This window comes from Enterobacter sp. Crenshaw (genome assembly GCF_024734705.1).
Taxonomy (GTDB): domain Bacteria; phylum Pseudomonadota; class Gammaproteobacteria; order Enterobacterales; family Enterobacteriaceae; genus Enterobacter; species Enterobacter asburiae_B.
In genome coordinates this window covers 4,532,276-4,548,337 of sequence record NZ_CP102932.1, presented here as the reverse complement: position 1 = coordinate 4,548,337, position 16,062 = coordinate 4,532,276, and the positions used below count along the sequence as shown (strand labels likewise).

Sequence of the window (16,062 nt, the reverse complement as noted above, 5' to 3'; positions counted from 1 at the left end):
ACAATGTCGGTACAGCTGTTCTAATGGCGTTAATACAAAGTGAACGTATTATCACCCTGTTGACTATAAAGTGTGATATTAATCACATTATTAACCCCGCATGTTAAAGGGGTGTAGCATGCGTTTTGTTGTACCTCTCACAAGTGAGTAGGTAAACTTGATGCTGAAAAGTTGATCCATACTATGCGTAAGCCCTGTTGTTTGTGATGCAATAGCAGGCTCACCTCCGTGGTTGTTCAGGAATACCGCTGTGTCTAAACAAAACCGTGCTCCCCACTCGTCCCCCCTGCCTGCGGGCATTGTGGAACTGTCGGTACACAGACCGCCCCACATTACCCATGCCACGCCGGATTTTCTGGCGGAAGAGGTGCCCGTTGCGCTCGTTTACAACGGTATCTCCCATGTGGTGATGATGGCTTCGCCGAAAGATCTCGAGCTGTTCGCCATCGGTTTTTCCCTCTCGGAAGGCATCATTGACCATCCGCAGGAGATCTACGGCATGGACGTGGTGCAGGCTTGCAACGGCCTTGAAGTGCAAATCGAACTCTCCAGCCGCCGCTTTATGGGGCTGAAAGAGCGCCGCCGCGCGCTGGCCGGGCGTACCGGCTGCGGCGTGTGTGGCGTTGAGCAGCTCAATGATATTGGCAAACCCGTTGCGCCACTGCCGTTTACTCAGACCTTTAATCTGGCTCACCTCGACCATGCGCTCGAGCACCTGAACGATGTACAGCCCATCGGCCAGCTGAGCGGCTGCACGCACGCGGCGGCATGGGTGTTGCCGTCGGGCGATATTGCCGGGGGCCACGAGGACGTGGGCCGCCACGTGGCGCTGGACAAGCTGCTCGGTCGCCGTGCGCGTGAAAGTGATGTCTGGATGCAGGGGGCTGCACTCGTTTCCAGTCGCGCCAGCTATGAGATGGTGCAAAAATCGGCGATGTGCGGTGTGGAAATTCTGTTCGCGGTGTCGGCGGCGACCACGCTGGCGGTGGAGGTGGCGGAACGCTGCAACCTGACGCTGGTGGGCTTCTGCAAGCCGGGAAGGGCGACGATTTATACCCATCCGCAGCGATTAATTGTTAATCAATAATTTTGAATGATAATAGCAAATCCTTCCGCTTTTAGTTGTTCGAGATGAGGTCTAGTATTTATCTCATCAAGGCACGGTGCCTTACCTAAACAACTTAATGAAAGGGTTTATATCATGAAAAGCATCAAAACTTTTGTCGCTGTAATCGCTCTGGCTACTTCTTTCGGTTCTTTCGCTGCACAGACCGTGACCGCTACCGCCTCTACCATTGATGGCGCAGAAGCTAAAATCGCGGCTCAGGCTCAGGATGCTGGCGCATCATCTTACAAAATTACCCAGGCGTTCTCAGGTAACCGCGTACACATGACTGCTGAACTGACTAAATAAGCTGTCACACCGTCGAAAGAGCGCCCCCGGGGCGCTTTTTTAGTTTATGCCCGCCACGCGCAGCAGCGCGGTTACCACTGCCGCCGCCACGATCACCACAATTAACGGCATCTTTCGCCAGGCCAGAAATACCGCAAACGCCACGCCCAGCACGCGCGCCATGCCGGCAAAGTGGTCACCTTCATAAAACGTGGTCGCCAGCGCCACGGAAAACAGCAATACCGTTGCCGCATCTGACAGCAGCGCCTGTGAACGCTCTGACAATGCCAGCCTGCTGCCCAGTTTCGCCCCGCCAAGACGCATCAGATACGTTCCCGCAGACAAAATGGCGATACCGAGAATAAAAAACGTCATATTTCCCATTATTTTTTCCTCGCAGCGAGACCCAGTAAGGAGAGCAGCACCGGTAATCCCACCGGGGCAAACGGCACGGCGGCCAGTGACAGCGCGGCGCCGCTGCAGGCGCGGATCAGCGTGGTACGGTTTTTAAACGCGGGAACCACCAGCGCCAGCAATATGGCCGGGAATACCGCATCCAGCCCGATGGTTTCCGGATCCGGCAGCAGCTTGCCGACCATGGCGCCCAGCAGGGCCCCCAGCGGCCAGACAATCGCCACGCCTAAACCACATAGCCAGTACGCCGCTTTGCGCTGTTCGGGCGTTTTTTGCGACAGGCCAAACACCACGCTTTCGTCATTCATGATGTGGCAGCCCAACAGGCTCAGGCCGCGTTTGCCGACCAGCTCACGCACCGTCACGCCAAACGGCACGTGCCGCGCGTTGACCAGCAACCCCGCGGCTGCGGCCGCCAGCGGGTTACCGCCGCTTGCCACGATGCCAATAAACATAAACTCTGACGCGCCCGCGAGTACGGTGATGGAGAGTAAAAACGGTACCCAGACCGGGAAACCGTAGGCCATCGCCAGGGAGCCGTATGACATCCCGACCACGCCGACCGCGAGGCAGACCAGGATGATTGCTTTTATGGTGTCGCCTTTCAGGCAAGAGAGATGATGCTTCATACATTTTTAGCCATATCGAACGGGTATCCATTATAATGAACGCAACAGAAGTGTTTTTCAAGATGAACGATTCGTTCGATTTAAAGAACAAAGAGGCCGTTTTATGACGCAGCCAATCAGCGTAATCGCCAAAAGCCTGGTGCGAGAACGCCTGCGAACCGGGCTTTCACTGGCGGAAATCGCTCGCCGTGCCGGGATCGCAAAATCCACGCTTTCTCAGCTAGAGTCAGGCAACGGTAACCCGAGCCTCGAAACGCTGTGGTCGCTTTGCGTGGCGCTGGATATTCCTTTTGCCCGCCTGCTTGAACCACAGCAGCCTACCACTCAGGTGATCCGTCGTGGTGAAGGTACGAAGGTCGTTGCCGGACAGGCCAACTACGAGGCGATACTGCTGGCGGCATGTCCGCCTGGCGCGCGACGCGACGTATACCTCCTGCTTACCCAGCCGGGCGCAGACCGCATTTCCCAGCCGCATCCGCCGGGGTCCGTTGAACACATTATTGTGACGCAGGGGCGCGCGTTAGTCGGCCTGATCGACGCGGCGGAAGAACTCGGCCCGGGAGATTACATCTGTTATCCCGCCGATCTGCCGCATATCTTTAAGGCGCTGGAGCCGGATACGCACGCGCTGCTGGTGGCGGAACAAAACTAACAGAGATACGGAAACTCATGTCGCTTAAAGCCATTGCTAAAGAACTGGGGCTGTCAGTCACTACCGTCAGCCGCGCCCTCAACGGATATGACGACGTCTCCGCCGAGACGCGCGCACGCGTGGAAGCGGAGGCTCAGCGCCGTGGTTACCGACCAAACACCTTTGCCCGCCGCCTGAAGATGGGCAAAATTGACGCCGTCGGGCTGGTGTTTCCCGTACATCCTGTTCCGCTCAATAACAGCGTATTTATGGACATGGTCGGCGAAATTAGCCATGAACTGGCGCGACATGAGATCGACTTATTGCTCATCGCCGACGACGATCTGGCGGATAAGCACAGCTATATGCGCATGGTGCAAAGCCGACGCGTCGACGCGCTGATCGTGGCGCACACGCTGGATCACGATCCGCGTCTTGTGCAGCTTCAGGCCGCCGGTTTTCCTTTCCTGGCGCTTGGGCGCAGCCACCTCCCGCAGCCGTATGCGTGGTTTGACTTCGACAACTATGCCGGTACCTGGCAGGCGACCCGCTGGCTGATCGAGAAAGGCCATCAGCGTATCGCGCTACTTGGCGAGAGCAACAATCAGGCGTTTATCACCCAGCGCCGTCAGGGTTATCTCGACGCCCTGCGGGAAGCCGGGCTTTCCAGCGAATGGCTGCGCGCCATGCCGCCTTCGCGCCGCGTCGGGTATGCCACCACGAAAGAACTGCTTGCCCTGCCGCAGCCGCCAACGGCCATCATCACCGACTGCAACACCCACGGTGACGGCGCGGCGATGGCGCTGGCGCAGCTGGGGCGTTTATCCGGCGACAACGCCGTCTCGCTGGTGGTCTATGACGGCCTGCCGCAGGACAGCATCGTTGATATTGAGGTGGCGTCGGTGATCCAATCCACCCGTCAGGGCGTCGGGAAACAGATTGCCGATATGGTGCGTCAGCTGATTAACGGCGACGATATTGAACAGCTTCAGGTGCTCTGGCAGCCTGAATTCTCTCCGGGCCAGACGGCCTAAATACCGCAAAATTTTAAACCCGATCACAGAACCGAAACGTTTTGGTTTGTATCCGAAACGTTTCGGATCAACACTCAGATCATCCCGATGACAGGAGATGTCTGATGCAAGATCCCGTTTTACGACTCGAAACCACGACGGTAGACGTGGTGATCAAAACCCATCCGTTCGCCGAAATTCTCTACTGGGGGCCTCACCTTCAGCACTTTTCGCCGCAGGATGTTGCTATGCTCGCACGTCCTGTTGCCAACGCCAGGCTTGACGTCGACTCCCCGGTCACGCTGATGGCCGAGCTGGGGCATGGTCTGTTTGGTTCGCCTGGCATTGAGGGTCATCGCCAGGGGCTGGACGGTTCCCCGGTGTTCAAAACCACGCAGGTGCATCAGGACGTAAACACCCTGACCATTACCGCCGAAGATGAGCATGCGGGCTTGCGCCTGACCAGCGAGCTGGTGCTGGATGCCAGCGGCGTGCTGGTGGTTCGTCACGGTTTAACGAACCTGAAAGCGATCCCCTGGCAGGTGGACCGTTTCGCCGTCACGCTGCCGGTGGCCGAGCGCGCGCAGGAGGTGATGGCCTTCCACGGACGCTGGATCAGGGAGTTTCAGCCGCACCGCGTTAAGCTTGAACACGACGGCTTCGTGATTGAAAACCGTCGGGGTAAAACCTCCCACGAGCACTTCCCGGCGCTGATTGCCGGTACGCCGTCGTTCAGCGAAATGCAGGGCGACGTCTGGGGCGTGCATCTGGGCTGGAGCGGTAATCACCGCCTGCGCGCGGAAGCGAAAACCGACGGTCGTCGCTATCTTCAGGCCGAAGCGCTCTACCTGCCGGGTGAAATGGCGGTTGAGGAGGGCGATACGCTCTGGACGCCGCGCCTGTACGCCAGCTACTCCACGCAGGGCCTGAACGGCATGAGCCAGCCGTTTCATCGCTACCTGCGCAACAACGTCATCCGCTTCCCGGAAAACAAACCGCGCCCGGTGCACCTCAATACCTGGGAAGGGATCTACTTCAACCACGATCCGGACTACATTAAGCGCATGGCCGACGAGGCTGCCGCGCTGGGCGTGGAGCGTTTCATCATTGATGACGGCTGGTTCAAAGGCCGTAACGACGACCATGCCGCGCTGGGCGACTGGTATCTGGACGAGAAAAAATACCCGAACGGCCTGACGCCGGTGATCGACCACGTCAAACGGCTCGGCATGGAGTTTGGCATCTGGGTTGAGCCGGAGATGATCAACCCGGATTCAGATTTGTACCGTGCGCATCCTGACTGGGTACTGGCGCTGCCGGGCTATCCCCGGGCGACCGGACGACACCAGCTGGTGCTCAATCTCAGCATCCCGGAGGCCTTTGATTACCTGGTAGAGCGCATGAGCTGGCTGCTGGGCGAGCATGCGGTCGACTACGTAAAGTGGGACATGAACCGCGAGCTGGTGCAGCCTGGACACAACGGTAAAGCCGCCGCCGACGCCCAGACCCGTCAGTTTTACCGCCTGCTGGACGTGCTGGGCGAGCGCTTCCCGCATATTGAGTTTGAATCCTGCTCCTCCGGCGGCGGTCGCATTGATTATGAGGTACTGACCCGCAGCCACCGCTTCTGGGCGTCCGACAACAACGACGCGCTGGAGCGCAGCACCATCCAGCGCGGCATGAGCTACTTCTTCCCGCCGGAGGTGATGGGCGCGCATATCGGTCATCATCAATGCCACGCCACCTTCCGCCAGCATAGCATCCAGTTTCGCGGGCTGACGGCTCTGTTTGGCCATATGGGGCTGGAGCTGGATCCGCTCACCGTGGACGCACGGGAGCGCGAAGGCTATCGCCATTACGCCGCGCTGCACAAGCAGTGGCGGGAGGTCATTCATCGCGGCACCCAGTGGCGAATTGATATGCCGGACGCCACCACGCTGGCGCAGGGTATTGTTAGCGAAGATAAGGCGCAGGGGCTGTTTATGGTCAGCCAGCTCGCGATGCCGGACTACAGCCTGATGATGCCGCTGCGCATGGCGGGGCTGGAGGCCAGCGCGCGGTACCGCGTCACGCTGCTCGATCACCCGAATATTCAGATTACGGGCGAGGGAGGGCACACCATGCGCAAGCTGCCGGCGTGGATGGAAACGCCGCAAACGGTGAGCGGCGAGTGGCTGATGCAGGCGGGCATTGCGCTGCCGATTCTGGATCCGGAAACCGCCATTCTGATTGGCGTTGAACGCGTGTAAGGGTGACGGGCCGGGCAGTCGGCCCTCCGTTGAGGATAAAAATAATGAACACAACAACCTGTACCCACAAAGACAACCCTAACTTCTGGATCTTTGGACTGTTCTTCTTTCTCTACTTCTTCATCATGGCCACCTGCTTTCCGTTCCTGCCGATTTGGCTGTCGGACATCATCGGCCTGAATAAAACCCACACCGGGATTGTCTTCTCCTGCATCTCGCTGTCGGCTATCGCCTTCCAGCCAGTGCTGGGCGTAATTTCGGACAAGCTGGGGCTGAAAAAACACCTTCTGTGGATCATCGCGGTGCTGCTGTTTCTGTTCGCGCCGTTCTTCCTGTACGTCTTCGCGCCGCTGCTGAAAGCCAATATCTGGCTGGGCGCGCTGAGCGGCGGGCTGTATATCGGTTTTGTATTTTCGGCCGGATCGGGGGCGATTGAAGCCTACATTGAGCGCGTGAGCCGCAACAGCTTCTTTGAGTACGGCAAGGCGCGGATGTTTGGCTGCCTCGGCTGGGGCTTGTGCGCCTCAACGGGCGGCATCCTGTTCGGCATCGATCCGTCGTACGTTTTCTGGATGGGATCGGGAGCGGCATTGCTGCTGATGCTGCTGCTGGTGGTGGCGAAGCCAAAGCCCAACCAGACGGCGCAGGTCATGGATGCCCTGGGCGCGAACCAGCCGCAAATCACCGCCAAAACCGTGTTCAACCTGTTCCGCCAGCGCAGAATGTGGATGTTTATCCTCTATGTGATTGGCGTGGCCTGCGTGTATGACGTTTTCGACCAGCAGTTTGCCACCTTCTTTAAAACCTTCTTCGCCACGCCGCAGGAAGGGACCCGCGCCTTTGGTTTCGCAACGACTGCGGGGGAAATCTGTAACGCCATCATTATGTTCTGTTCGCCGTGGATCATTAACCGCATCGGCGCGAAGAACACGCTGCTGATCGCCGGGGTGATTATGGCGACGCGCATTATCGGCTCCTCGTTCGCCACCACCGCCGTGGAGGTGATTGCCCTCAAGATGCTGCACGCGCTGGAAGTCCCGTTCCTGCTGGTGGGCGCATTTAAGTACATCACCGGGGTGTTTGATACCCGACTGTCAGCGACTATCTATCTGATCGGCTTCCAGTTCGCCAAGCAGTCGGCGGCCATTTTCCTCTCCGCTTTTGCCGGGAATATGTATGACCGGATCGGCTTCCAGGAGACGTATCTGATGCTGGGCTGTTTCGTACTGGCGATTACGGTGGTGTCGGCGTTTACGCTGAGCAGCAGGCAGGAGATCGCCGCCGCGGGGGCAGCAGCGTTAACACATCAGTCCAGGTAAAAGACCTCTTTCAGCTCGGTACTCACCGGGCTGTTATCCGGGTTCGACGGCATGACGTCGCCCATATGTTTCCACCAGCGCTGGCAGACGTCGGTATTCGCTACCGCGCTCCAGCGCTCCTCCGATTCAATCTCTACGGTCGCGAACAGCAGGCTGCGGGCCCTATCGAGATAAATGGCGTAGTGGTGTGCGCCGTGGTCTTTCAACACCTTTTCCAGCTCCGGCCAAATTGGATTGTGGCGGCGCGCGTACTCCTCGTGCGCGTCCGGGTTTACCTGCATCATAAAGGCTTTGCGGATCATAGTGCCTCCAGGTACAGCTCGCGGACCTCATCACGGCTGGCGGCGCGCGGATTGCATGGCGCACACGGATCGGCGAGCGCTTTATCCAGCCAGCCTTCAATATCGGCTTTGGTCACGCCGAGCTGGCTAAAGCCCGCAGGGATGCCGACGCGAGCGCTCAGGTCGCGAATCGCCTGAATGGCGGACATGCTGGCGGCTTCATCGCTCATGCCGCGGGTATCGACGCCCATCGCCTGCGCCACGCGGGCAAAACGCGCGACCGCGTTCGGGCGGTTAAAGCTTTCGACGATCGGCAGCAGGATGGCGTTGCATACGCCGTGCGGCAGGTTGTGCGTCGCGCCCGGCTGGTGCGCCAGGGCATGCACAAGGCCGAGACCCGCACTGTTAAACGCCATGCCCGCCAGATACTGACCAAATGCCATCTGCTCGCGCGCCTCAAGGTTATGACCGTCTTCGACCGCTTCCGGCAGCCACAGGTTGATCAGGCGAATTGCTTCCAGCGCGTTGGCGTCGGTCAGCGGGTGCGCGCCAACGGACACGTAGGCTTCAATGGCGTGGGTCAGGGCATCCATACCGGTTGCGGCGGTCACGGAGGCGGGAATATCGAGCATCACGCTGGCATCGTCTACGGCGATGTCCGGGATGATGTTCGGGTCGATAATCACCTCTTTCACCTGCCGCGCGGAGTTGATGATCACCGCATTGCTGGTCATCTCCGCCGCGGTGCCTGCGGTGGTATTAATTGCCACCAGCTGCACGCCCGCATTTTTCACCTTGCCGACGCCGGAATAATCGGTTGAGGGGCCGGGGTTGGCGGTGAGGATTTTGATCGCCTTGGCGGTATCAATCGGGCTGCCGCCGCCGAAGGCAATCACGTAATCACACTCCGCGTCCCGGTAAGCCGAAATTCCTTTTTGCACAAGCGCTTCCGTCGGGTTCGGGAACACCTCATCGAACAGGTGATACGACATCTGATGGGCGTCCAGCGCGGTAAACAGGCTGTCGAGCAGGCCCAGCTTCACCAGCTGGCCGTCGGTGACAATCAGCGCTTTTCCCCACTGCTTGTTCGCAACCAGGTTAACCATATCGCCGATTGCGCCCGCGCCGTGAAGGCTGATTTTTGGAAGTGCCAACATAAAGCTCATGATAATTCTCCTTAACGATCAACGTTTGTCCTGCGAAGGCGTTATGCGTACAAATCCAGCGCGGATTGCAGCGGGCTCACGCCAAAGCGCTTGCCGAGGGCGATGAGTTCTTCCTGGGAAATGGTCTGCTTCATGCCGCCCATGGAGTACACCTTCACCAGCACTTCCGCTGATTTCTCAGCGGTGTCGATCAGGCCAAAGGTTTCATCCAGCGTTGGGCCGCTGCCGAACACGCCGTGGAACGGCCACAGCACCAGAGTATGTTTTTGCATATCAACGGCGGTTGCCTGGCCGATTTCGTCGGTACCCGGCACCATCCACGGCAGAATGCCCACGCCGTCCGGGAACACCACCAGACACTCGGTACTGCCTTCCCACAGCTTGCGGGTGATGAAGTCGGCGCTGTTTTCCAGCACGTAGGTCAGGGCGATCAGGTTGGTGGCGTGGCAGTGCATGATCACGCGGTCTTTGCCGTTCGTCGCCCTGATGCGCTCGCAGTGGGAGAGGAAGTGAGCCGGCAGTTCGGAGGTGGGCACCGCCTCGTCGGTCAGGCCCCAGAGAATGTGGTAGCCCGCGCCGTCGCTGTCCACTTTCACCACGCCGAGGTTGGCCTCCGGGTCGAGCTGGACGTTACGGAAGAACTTGCCGGAACCGGTGACGATAAACGGCGTGTTGGCGAGCAGCGGCATCGGCTGGCTCAGCGCGATATAGCGCGGCTTCTGGTGGAAATCGGCCGCGAACGGTTCAATATCCACGTCGTCCAGGCGCAGCGTCAGGTTGCCGCCGTTGCGCTCGTCCCAGCCTTTCAGCCAGGCGTCGGAGGTGGCTTTGATCATGCCCTGGACGAACCAGGAAGTGGTGATGGTCTGCATAGTCTTCATTTTCCAGTTATCGCGGTGAGGTTGAACCCTCACCCCGGCCCTCTCCCACAGGGAGAGGGGGTAAAAGTTCCCTCTCCCTGTGGGAGAGGGTTAGGGTGAGGGCAAAATTACCCGCGCTGACTCAACACGTCTTTCTCGTATGCCCGCACGTTGTCCAGCCACTGGCTGCCCGCCGGGGCGTCGTTACGCTGGCAGTACATCTCCCACACCGCCTGCCACGGCAGGGATTTCTGCTCTTCCAGCAGCGCCAGACGCGCGGTGTAGTCGCCGTTAGCCTCCAGCTGTTTCAGCGCGGCGACAGGCTCCAGCAGCGCGCGCAGCAGGGCTTTCTTCATGTTGCGGGTGCCGATAACCCACGCTGCGATGCGGTTGATGGAAGCATCGAAGAAGTCGAGGCCGATGTGTACGCGCTCAAAGAGGTCGTGACGGATGATTTCGCTGGCAATCGCCTGGGTTTCGTCATCCAGCAGCACCACGTGGTCGCTGTCCCAGCGCACCGGACGGCTGACGTGCAGCAGCAGGCGCGGCACGTAGAGCATGGCGGCGGAGATTTTGTCGGAGATCACCTCGGTTGGGTGGAAGTGGCCGGCATCCAGACACAGCGCAGTCTGGCGGCTGGTGGCGTAACCCATGTAGAATTCGTTCGAGCCCACGGTGTAGCTCTCGGCGCCAATGCCGAACAGCTTGCTCTCTACGGCGTCGATGTGGTACGCCGGGTCCAGCTTCTCGCTGATGGCCTCATCCAGCGCGGCCAGCAGGCGCTGGCGCGGGGCCAGACGGTCGACGGTGATATCCTTCATGCCGTCCGGGATCCAGATGTTCATCACCGACGGCGTGCCGAGCTGCTCGCCGAAATAGGCCGAAACGCGGCGGCTGGCCTTCACGTGGTCGATCCAGAACTGGCGGATGTCGTCGTCCGCGTGGGCGAGGGTAAAACCGTCCGCGCTCAGCGGATGTGAGAAACAGGACGGATTAAAGTCCAGGCCCAGCCGGTTGGCTTTGGCCCACTCCACCCAGTTCTTAAAGTGTTCCGGTTTGATTTCATTGCGCGCCACCGGCTCGTCGGATTCGAGGTAAATCGCATGCAGGTTCAGGCGTTTTGGCCCCGGGATCAGGCTCAGCGCCAGCTCCAGGTCGGCGCGCAGTTCGGTCGCGTTACGCGCTTTGCCCGGGTAGTTACCGGTGGCCTGAATACCACCCGTCAGGGAACCGCCTGGGTTCTCGAAACCGGCGACGTCATCGCCCTGCCAGCAGTGCATGGAGACGGGCAGACGGTCGAGCTGGCGCAGCGCCTCTTCGACATCCACGCCGACGGCGGCGAAACGCTGTTTAGCCAGGCCCCAGGCTTGTTCTAATTGAGTTGTCATGCGCAAAGCTCCTTAGTCAGTCGGTTTTGCTGAAACTGCGCCCGAAAGCGAGCAATTTCACGGCAGGGATTGGGGGGGAAGGTGGTCAGGCTGGCGTTAGCCGCCACCACCGAACGGAAGTCGTCAACGCTGGAAAGTTCGTCCAGGGTCATCAGCTGAATGCCGATATTCCCGAGCGTGGAGGCCTCCACGGGACCCGCCACCACGGTGATACCGCAGGCATCGGCGCAGAGCTGGTTCAGCAGCTGGTTCTGGCAGCCGCCGCCCACGATATGCAGCTGGCTAAACGGTTTTCCGCGAAGGCTCGCCAGCTCGCTGAGGATGTCGGCATACAGCAGGGCGAGGCTGTCAAAAATGCAGCGCGCCAGTTCGGAAGGGCTCGACGGCACCGGCTGCCCGCCCTCGACGCAGGCGGCCTGAATTTCGGCGCTCATGTGCGCCGGGTTGATAAAGCGGTCATCGTTCGGGTTGATCAGGAACGTACAGGCCTTCAGCTTCTCGGTTTCGGCGATAAGCGCGGGCAGGTCGGTAACGTTCTGCTCTTTCAGCACCCGCTGGAGCAGCCACAGCCCCATGATGTTTTTCAGTACTCGGTAGCGGCCTTCGGCACCGCCTTCGTTGGTAATATTTGCCGCCATCGCGGCATCGCTGGCGTACGGGGTTTTGCTCTCAAAGCCCATCAGCGACCAGGTGCCGGACGAGAGGTAAGCCGCGTCTTTGCTTGCAAGTGGGGACGCTATTACCGCGCTGGCGGTATCGTGGCTGGCGACGGCAACGACAGGGATTGCGTTCCCCTGGGGGCAAATCCAGTGACCGATCACGTTACCCGGGTGGGTGGGTGTGCCGAACCAGGAAGGCGACGCCCCCGTCCAGGCCAGCAGATGTTCATCCCAGCTATCCGAGTTGATATTGACCAGCTGCGTGGTGGTGGCGTTGGTATATTCCCAGTTCATGTTGCCGGTCAGGCGATAGCTCAGGTAGTCCGGGATCAGCAGCGCATGGGCCACGTCCGCGACCAGCTCCGGCTGTTGCTCGACCAAAGCACGCAGCTGATAAAGCGTGTTAAACGGCAGAAACTGAATGCCGCTGCGCCCGTAGATGTTGTCCTTGCCAAGCTGGGCGATCGCGTTCGCCATCAGGCCGTCGGTGCGGCTGTCGCGATAAGAAACCGGCAAGCCGACGCGCTCGCCATGGCTATCAAGCAGAACGAAGTCCACGCCCCAGGTATCAATGCCGATGCTGTCGATGCGAATGCCATCGTTGCAGACGTTGTTCAGTCCGGTACGGATCTCTGCCTCCAGGGCATCGATATCCCAGGTATCAAAACCGTCCTGCTTTTGCAGGCAGTTGGCGAAACGGTGCATTTCGCGAAGCGAAAGCGCGTGCTGCTCACGGTCCCAGCTCGCGAGCATTACGCGGCCGCTGGATGCGCCTAAATCGACAGCCACACAATGGCGAAAAGTCATGGTCGGGTCCTTTCTTAAGTCATTAGCGGTGAGTGTAAAAAAGGGAAGAAAAAGTCACCTTCTCACCACTGACAGGCCAAATCTCGCGCTGGCAAGAAAGCAAAGGTGAATGTGAGGGCGTTCACAGTTTCCAGCAGTGACGGGATGCTCAGGCAGTGTGACGCTGAGCGCATTTCCCGATCTTTCCCCCTGTTTCTTGAAAAATGGACAGCTTTTGCGAGGTTTACTGCCAAAAATTGAAGGTGAGTGTGGGAGGCCTTAATTACTATTTTGAGAACATTTTTCATTGGTGGGGGCCGTTATGACCGTACTGCACTGCGTGGATTTTTTTCCTTCAGGAGGTTCGCCTGTCGCGATTGAGCCACGGCTTCCTCAGGCTGCGTTCCCGGAGCATCATCATGATTTTCACGAAATTGTGATTGTTGAGCGCGGGACGGGTATTCATGTTTTCAATGGCCAGCCTTATACCATCAGCGGCGGTACGGTGTGCTTCGTGCGCGACCACGACCGGCACCTGTATGAACATACCGACAACCTGTATCTGACGAATGTGCTTTACCGTTCCCCGGACGCGTTCCAGTTTCTTTCGGGGCTGAGCCAGCTGTTGCCCCAGGAGCAAGACGGACACTATCCGTCGCACTGGCGGGTGAATCAGTCCATCCTGCAGCAGGTGCGTCAGCTGGTGAGCCAGATGGAGAAGAGCGAGGACTGGCAGGAGACGCACGCCATTGCCACGCGCGAACTGCTGTTTATGCAGCTTCTGGTGCTGCTGCGCCGCAGCAGCCTGGTGGAAGGGCTGGAAGATAACAACGCGCGCCTGAACCATCTGCTGGCCTGGCTGGAAGATCATTTTGCCGAGGATGTCTGCTGGGAAACCCTTGCGGATGATTTTTCCCTGTCGTTGCGTACCCTGCATCGCCAGCTTAAACAGCACACCGGACTGACGCCGCAACGCTACCTTAACCGTCTGCGCCTGATCAAAGCGCGTCATCTTTTACGTCATACCGACGATAGCGTCACGGATATTGCCTATTGCTGCGGTTTTGGCGACAGCAATCACTTTTCAACGCTGTTTCGCCGGGAATTTAACTGGTCTCCGCGCGATATTCGCCAGGGAAAAGACGCGATGCTTCAGTAACGCGAGGGCAGTCACCGTTTTATTTCCGCAAAAAAGCTAATAGTGTCAGGTTATTCGGCGTAGAGGTCGTGGTGTGGCTGCTCAGTTAATTCTTCGCAAAGATGATTTTTTTGCCTCCGCGAGTCAGGCCGTCACGGTGGCCGATCGCTACCCGCAGGACGTCTTTGCCGAACATACCCACGAGTTTTGCGAGCTGGTGCTGGTTTGGCGCGGTAACGGCCTGCACATCCTCAACGACCGTCCCTACCGCATCACGCGCGGAGACCTGTTCTACATTCGCGCGGATGATAAACACTCCTACGCCTCGGTTAACGACCTGGTGCTGCAGAACGTTATTTACTGTCCGGACAGGCTCAAGCTTAACGTGGACTGGACCGCGAGCATTCCGGGCTTTCTTGATGCTAAGTGTTCTCCGCACTGGCGCTTAAGCAGTAGCGGCATGGCTCAGGTACGGCAGGTTATTTCTCAACTGGAGCAGGAGAGCCAGAAGAACGACCCCGTTGCTAACCAGCTGGCGGAGTTGCTTTTCGCCCAGCTGGTGATGACGTTGAAGCGCCATCGTTACGCCACTGATAACCCCTCCGCCACAACGCAGGAAGCGCTGCTGGATAAGCTCATCACCCGGCTTGCGGGCAGCCTGAATAAAAACTTTGTACTGGAGAAATTCTGCGAGCAGGAACAGTGCAGCGAGCGCGCGTTGCGCCAGCATTTCCGCACCCTGACCGGGATGACGGTGAACCACTACCTGCGCCAGCTGCGCATCTGCCATGCACAATATCTCCTCCAGCATACGGAGTGGATGGTCAGTGATGTGGCGATGCGCTGCGGCTTTGAGGACAGTAACTACTTTTCAGTGGTGTTTAACCGCGAGGTGGGGATGACGCCGGTACAGTGGCGTCATCGCAGTCGAAAGGGGGCGTAATCAGTTTGCCATGCCGAGGCCGACGATATTGGCAGCGATAATAATCACCACGCAGCCGAGGCTTAGTACGCCAACCGGACGACGTCCGGCGTTCGTCCACTCTTTCAGCACCAGCCCAACCAGCCCGCCGCAAAGTACGTAGAAACTCATGTGCAGCATCCAGCTTATATAGTCGTATTGCGCCGGAATGCTGGCGTGGCCCCAGGCGTAGAAGAAGAACTGCAAATACCACATCAGGCCGCCCAGAGCGGAGAGCAGCATGTTGGTGATGATGAGCGATGTTGCCAGCGAGAAATCGGTTTTTACCGACAGGTTTTTTACTTTTGCCAGACGAATGGAGCAGAAGCCCAGGTTAACCATCGCGCCGCCACCCATAATCACGACATAGCTTGGCAGCGCAACGTACAGCGGATCGACGCCCAGCGCGGCAGCCGCTTCGTGCATCGGTTTGGCGGCGTTCATGGCGAACGACATGCCGGCCGAGAAAATGCCGCACATCACCGCCAGCAGCAGACCTTTCTTCAGGTTAAAATCTTCAGCTTTAATGCCCATCTTGCGCTCTTTCAACTGCCCCGCGCGCGTCACAATTCCTACACCAATGACCGCCACCAGCACGCCCAGGAGCGTCATCCGCCCACCCTGAGTATTAATAAGCACGTCGAAGTTGCCGTTGAGAATTGGCGTCATCAGGGTACCGACGATCAGCGTGATGCCAATCGCGATACCAATCCCCATCGACATGCCGAGATAACGCATGGTGAGGCCATAGTTGATGTTGCCGACGCCCCACATCGCGCCGAACAGGAACACCGGCAGCAGGGTGGCGGCGCTGAAGGAGGAGAAGTAGCCCCAGAAATCGGGCAGCAGCATGGCGCTAATGGTCCAGGGCAAAATCAGCCAGGACACGATACCGCCAACGGACCACATGGTTTCCCATGACCAGCCTCTCACTTTTTTAAACGGAGCATAGAAACAGGCTGCACTGGCAGCGCCTATCAAATGCCAGAAGATACCCATCGTAATCGCATGATTCATTTTTACACCCTCATCGTTTTTATTGTCAGTGGCTTCCCACCGACTTGAGGAGTGTAAAAATTAGGCGGTTTGGGGACCTTCAGAAGGTTGCCGCAGATGTGTTCTGGATGGCAATCAGCACGTTAACCGCGTGAGCAGACTCACAATTTCGCGATTAA

16 protein-coding genes are annotated in these 16,062 nt (G+C 58.6%); 8 read left to right on the top strand and 8 right to left on the bottom strand.

Translation table 11 applies throughout. From position 1 onward, the window contains the following. Positions 1-250 precede the first annotated feature (250 nt). Together fdhD and NWV12_RS21680 are read left to right on the top strand one after the other, a co-directional pair. Positions 251-1,087, top strand: a complete 837-nt coding sequence (gene fdhD, locus NWV12_RS21685; RefSeq protein ID WP_039264196.1) for a formate dehydrogenase accessory sulfurtransferase FdhD — start codon at positions 251-253, stop codon at positions 1,085-1,087. Positions 1,088-1,201: 114 nt separating this feature from the next. Beyond that, positions 1,202-1,414, top strand: a complete 213-nt coding sequence (locus tag NWV12_RS21680; RefSeq protein WP_033146958.1) for a DUF1471 domain-containing protein — start codon at positions 1,202-1,204, stop codon at positions 1,412-1,414. Between the two features lie 39 nt (positions 1,415-1,453). Here NWV12_RS21680 and NWV12_RS21675 read toward each other — a convergent pair whose 3' ends face one another. Next, entirely contained in the window at positions 1,454-1,777 is a 324-nt protein-coding gene (locus NWV12_RS21675) for an AzlD domain-containing protein (RefSeq protein WP_033146957.1), read from the bottom strand. Continuing rightward, entirely contained in the window at positions 1,777-2,436 is a 660-nt protein-coding gene (locus tag NWV12_RS21670) for an AzlC family ABC transporter permease (protein WP_048981027.1), read from the bottom strand. The genes NWV12_RS21675 and NWV12_RS21670 overlap by 1 nt, the downstream gene beginning before the upstream one ends. A 103-nt stretch (positions 2,437-2,539) precedes the next feature. Here NWV12_RS21670 and NWV12_RS21665 point away from each other — a divergent pair, with 103 nt between their 5' ends. From NWV12_RS21665 to NWV12_RS21650, 4 genes are all read left to right on the top strand, one after another. Next, positions 2,540-3,088, top strand: a complete 549-nt coding sequence (locus tag NWV12_RS21665; protein WP_033146956.1) for a helix-turn-helix domain-containing protein — start codon at positions 2,540-2,542, stop codon at positions 3,086-3,088. A gap of 17 nt (positions 3,089-3,105) precedes the next feature. After that, positions 3,106-4,101 (top strand): LacI family DNA-binding transcriptional regulator, encoded by a 996-nt coding sequence (locus NWV12_RS21660; RefSeq protein ID WP_048981025.1) that lies wholly within the window; start codon positions 3,106-3,108, stop codon positions 4,099-4,101. 104 nt (positions 4,102-4,205) lie between these two features. After that, complete coding sequence (locus NWV12_RS21655; protein ID WP_048981024.1) at positions 4,206-6,329, top strand: alpha-galactosidase; 2,124 nt, start codon at positions 4,206-4,208, stop codon at positions 6,327-6,329. Positions 6,330-6,373: 44 nt separating this feature from the next. Then, positions 6,374-7,648, top strand: a complete 1,275-nt coding sequence (locus NWV12_RS21650) for an MFS transporter (RefSeq protein ID WP_048981022.1) — start codon at positions 6,374-6,376, stop codon at positions 7,646-7,648. On the opposite strand, the gene rhaM is transcribed toward NWV12_RS21650, so the two are convergent. The 5 genes from rhaM to rhaB all read right to left on the bottom strand — a co-directional run bounded on the left by rhaM (position 7,636) and on the right by rhaB (position 12,809). Beyond that, positions 7,636-7,950 (bottom strand): L-rhamnose mutarotase, encoded by a 315-nt coding sequence (gene rhaM / locus NWV12_RS21645; protein WP_048976990.1) that lies wholly within the window; start codon positions 7,948-7,950, stop codon positions 7,636-7,638. The two genes, NWV12_RS21650 and rhaM, sit on opposite strands and share 13 nt — an antisense overlap. After that, entirely contained in the window at positions 7,947-9,095 is a 1,149-nt protein-coding gene (fucO, locus tag NWV12_RS21640; protein WP_101744699.1) for a lactaldehyde reductase, read from the bottom strand. Before fucO ends, rhaM begins: the two co-directional genes overlap by 4 nt. A 41-nt stretch (positions 9,096-9,136) precedes the next feature. Further along, positions 9,137-9,967, bottom strand: a complete 831-nt coding sequence (gene rhaD / locus NWV12_RS21635) for a rhamnulose-1-phosphate aldolase (RefSeq protein WP_048981019.1) — start codon at positions 9,965-9,967, stop codon at positions 9,137-9,139. A gap of 116 nt (positions 9,968-10,083) precedes the next feature. Beyond that, positions 10,084-11,343: an L-rhamnose isomerase gene (gene rhaA / locus NWV12_RS21630; RefSeq protein WP_048981017.1), complete on the bottom strand. Its 1,260-nt coding sequence runs from the start codon at positions 11,341-11,343 to the stop codon at positions 10,084-10,086. After that, positions 11,340-12,809 (bottom strand): rhamnulokinase, encoded by a 1,470-nt coding sequence (gene rhaB, locus NWV12_RS21625; protein WP_048981015.1) that lies wholly within the window; start codon positions 12,807-12,809, stop codon positions 11,340-11,342. Before rhaB ends, rhaA begins: the two co-directional genes overlap by 4 nt. A 301-nt stretch (positions 12,810-13,110) precedes the next feature. On the opposite strand from rhaB, the gene rhaS reads away from it, so the two are divergent. Continuing rightward, positions 13,111-13,947, top strand: coding sequence for an HTH-type transcriptional activator RhaS (rhaS, locus tag NWV12_RS21620; RefSeq protein WP_048981012.1), 837 nt, complete (start codon positions 13,111-13,113; stop codon positions 13,945-13,947). 73 nt (positions 13,948-14,020) lie between these two features. Continuing rightward, entirely contained in the window at positions 14,021-14,869 is an 849-nt protein-coding gene (gene rhaR / locus NWV12_RS21615) for an HTH-type transcriptional activator RhaR (RefSeq protein WP_048981010.1), read from the top strand. Here rhaR and rhaT read toward each other — a convergent pair whose 3' ends face one another. After that, positions 14,870-15,904, bottom strand: coding sequence for an L-rhamnose/proton symporter RhaT (gene rhaT, locus NWV12_RS21610; protein WP_048981008.1), 1,035 nt, complete (start codon positions 15,902-15,904; stop codon positions 14,870-14,872). Positions 15,905-16,062: the final 158 nt, after the last annotated feature.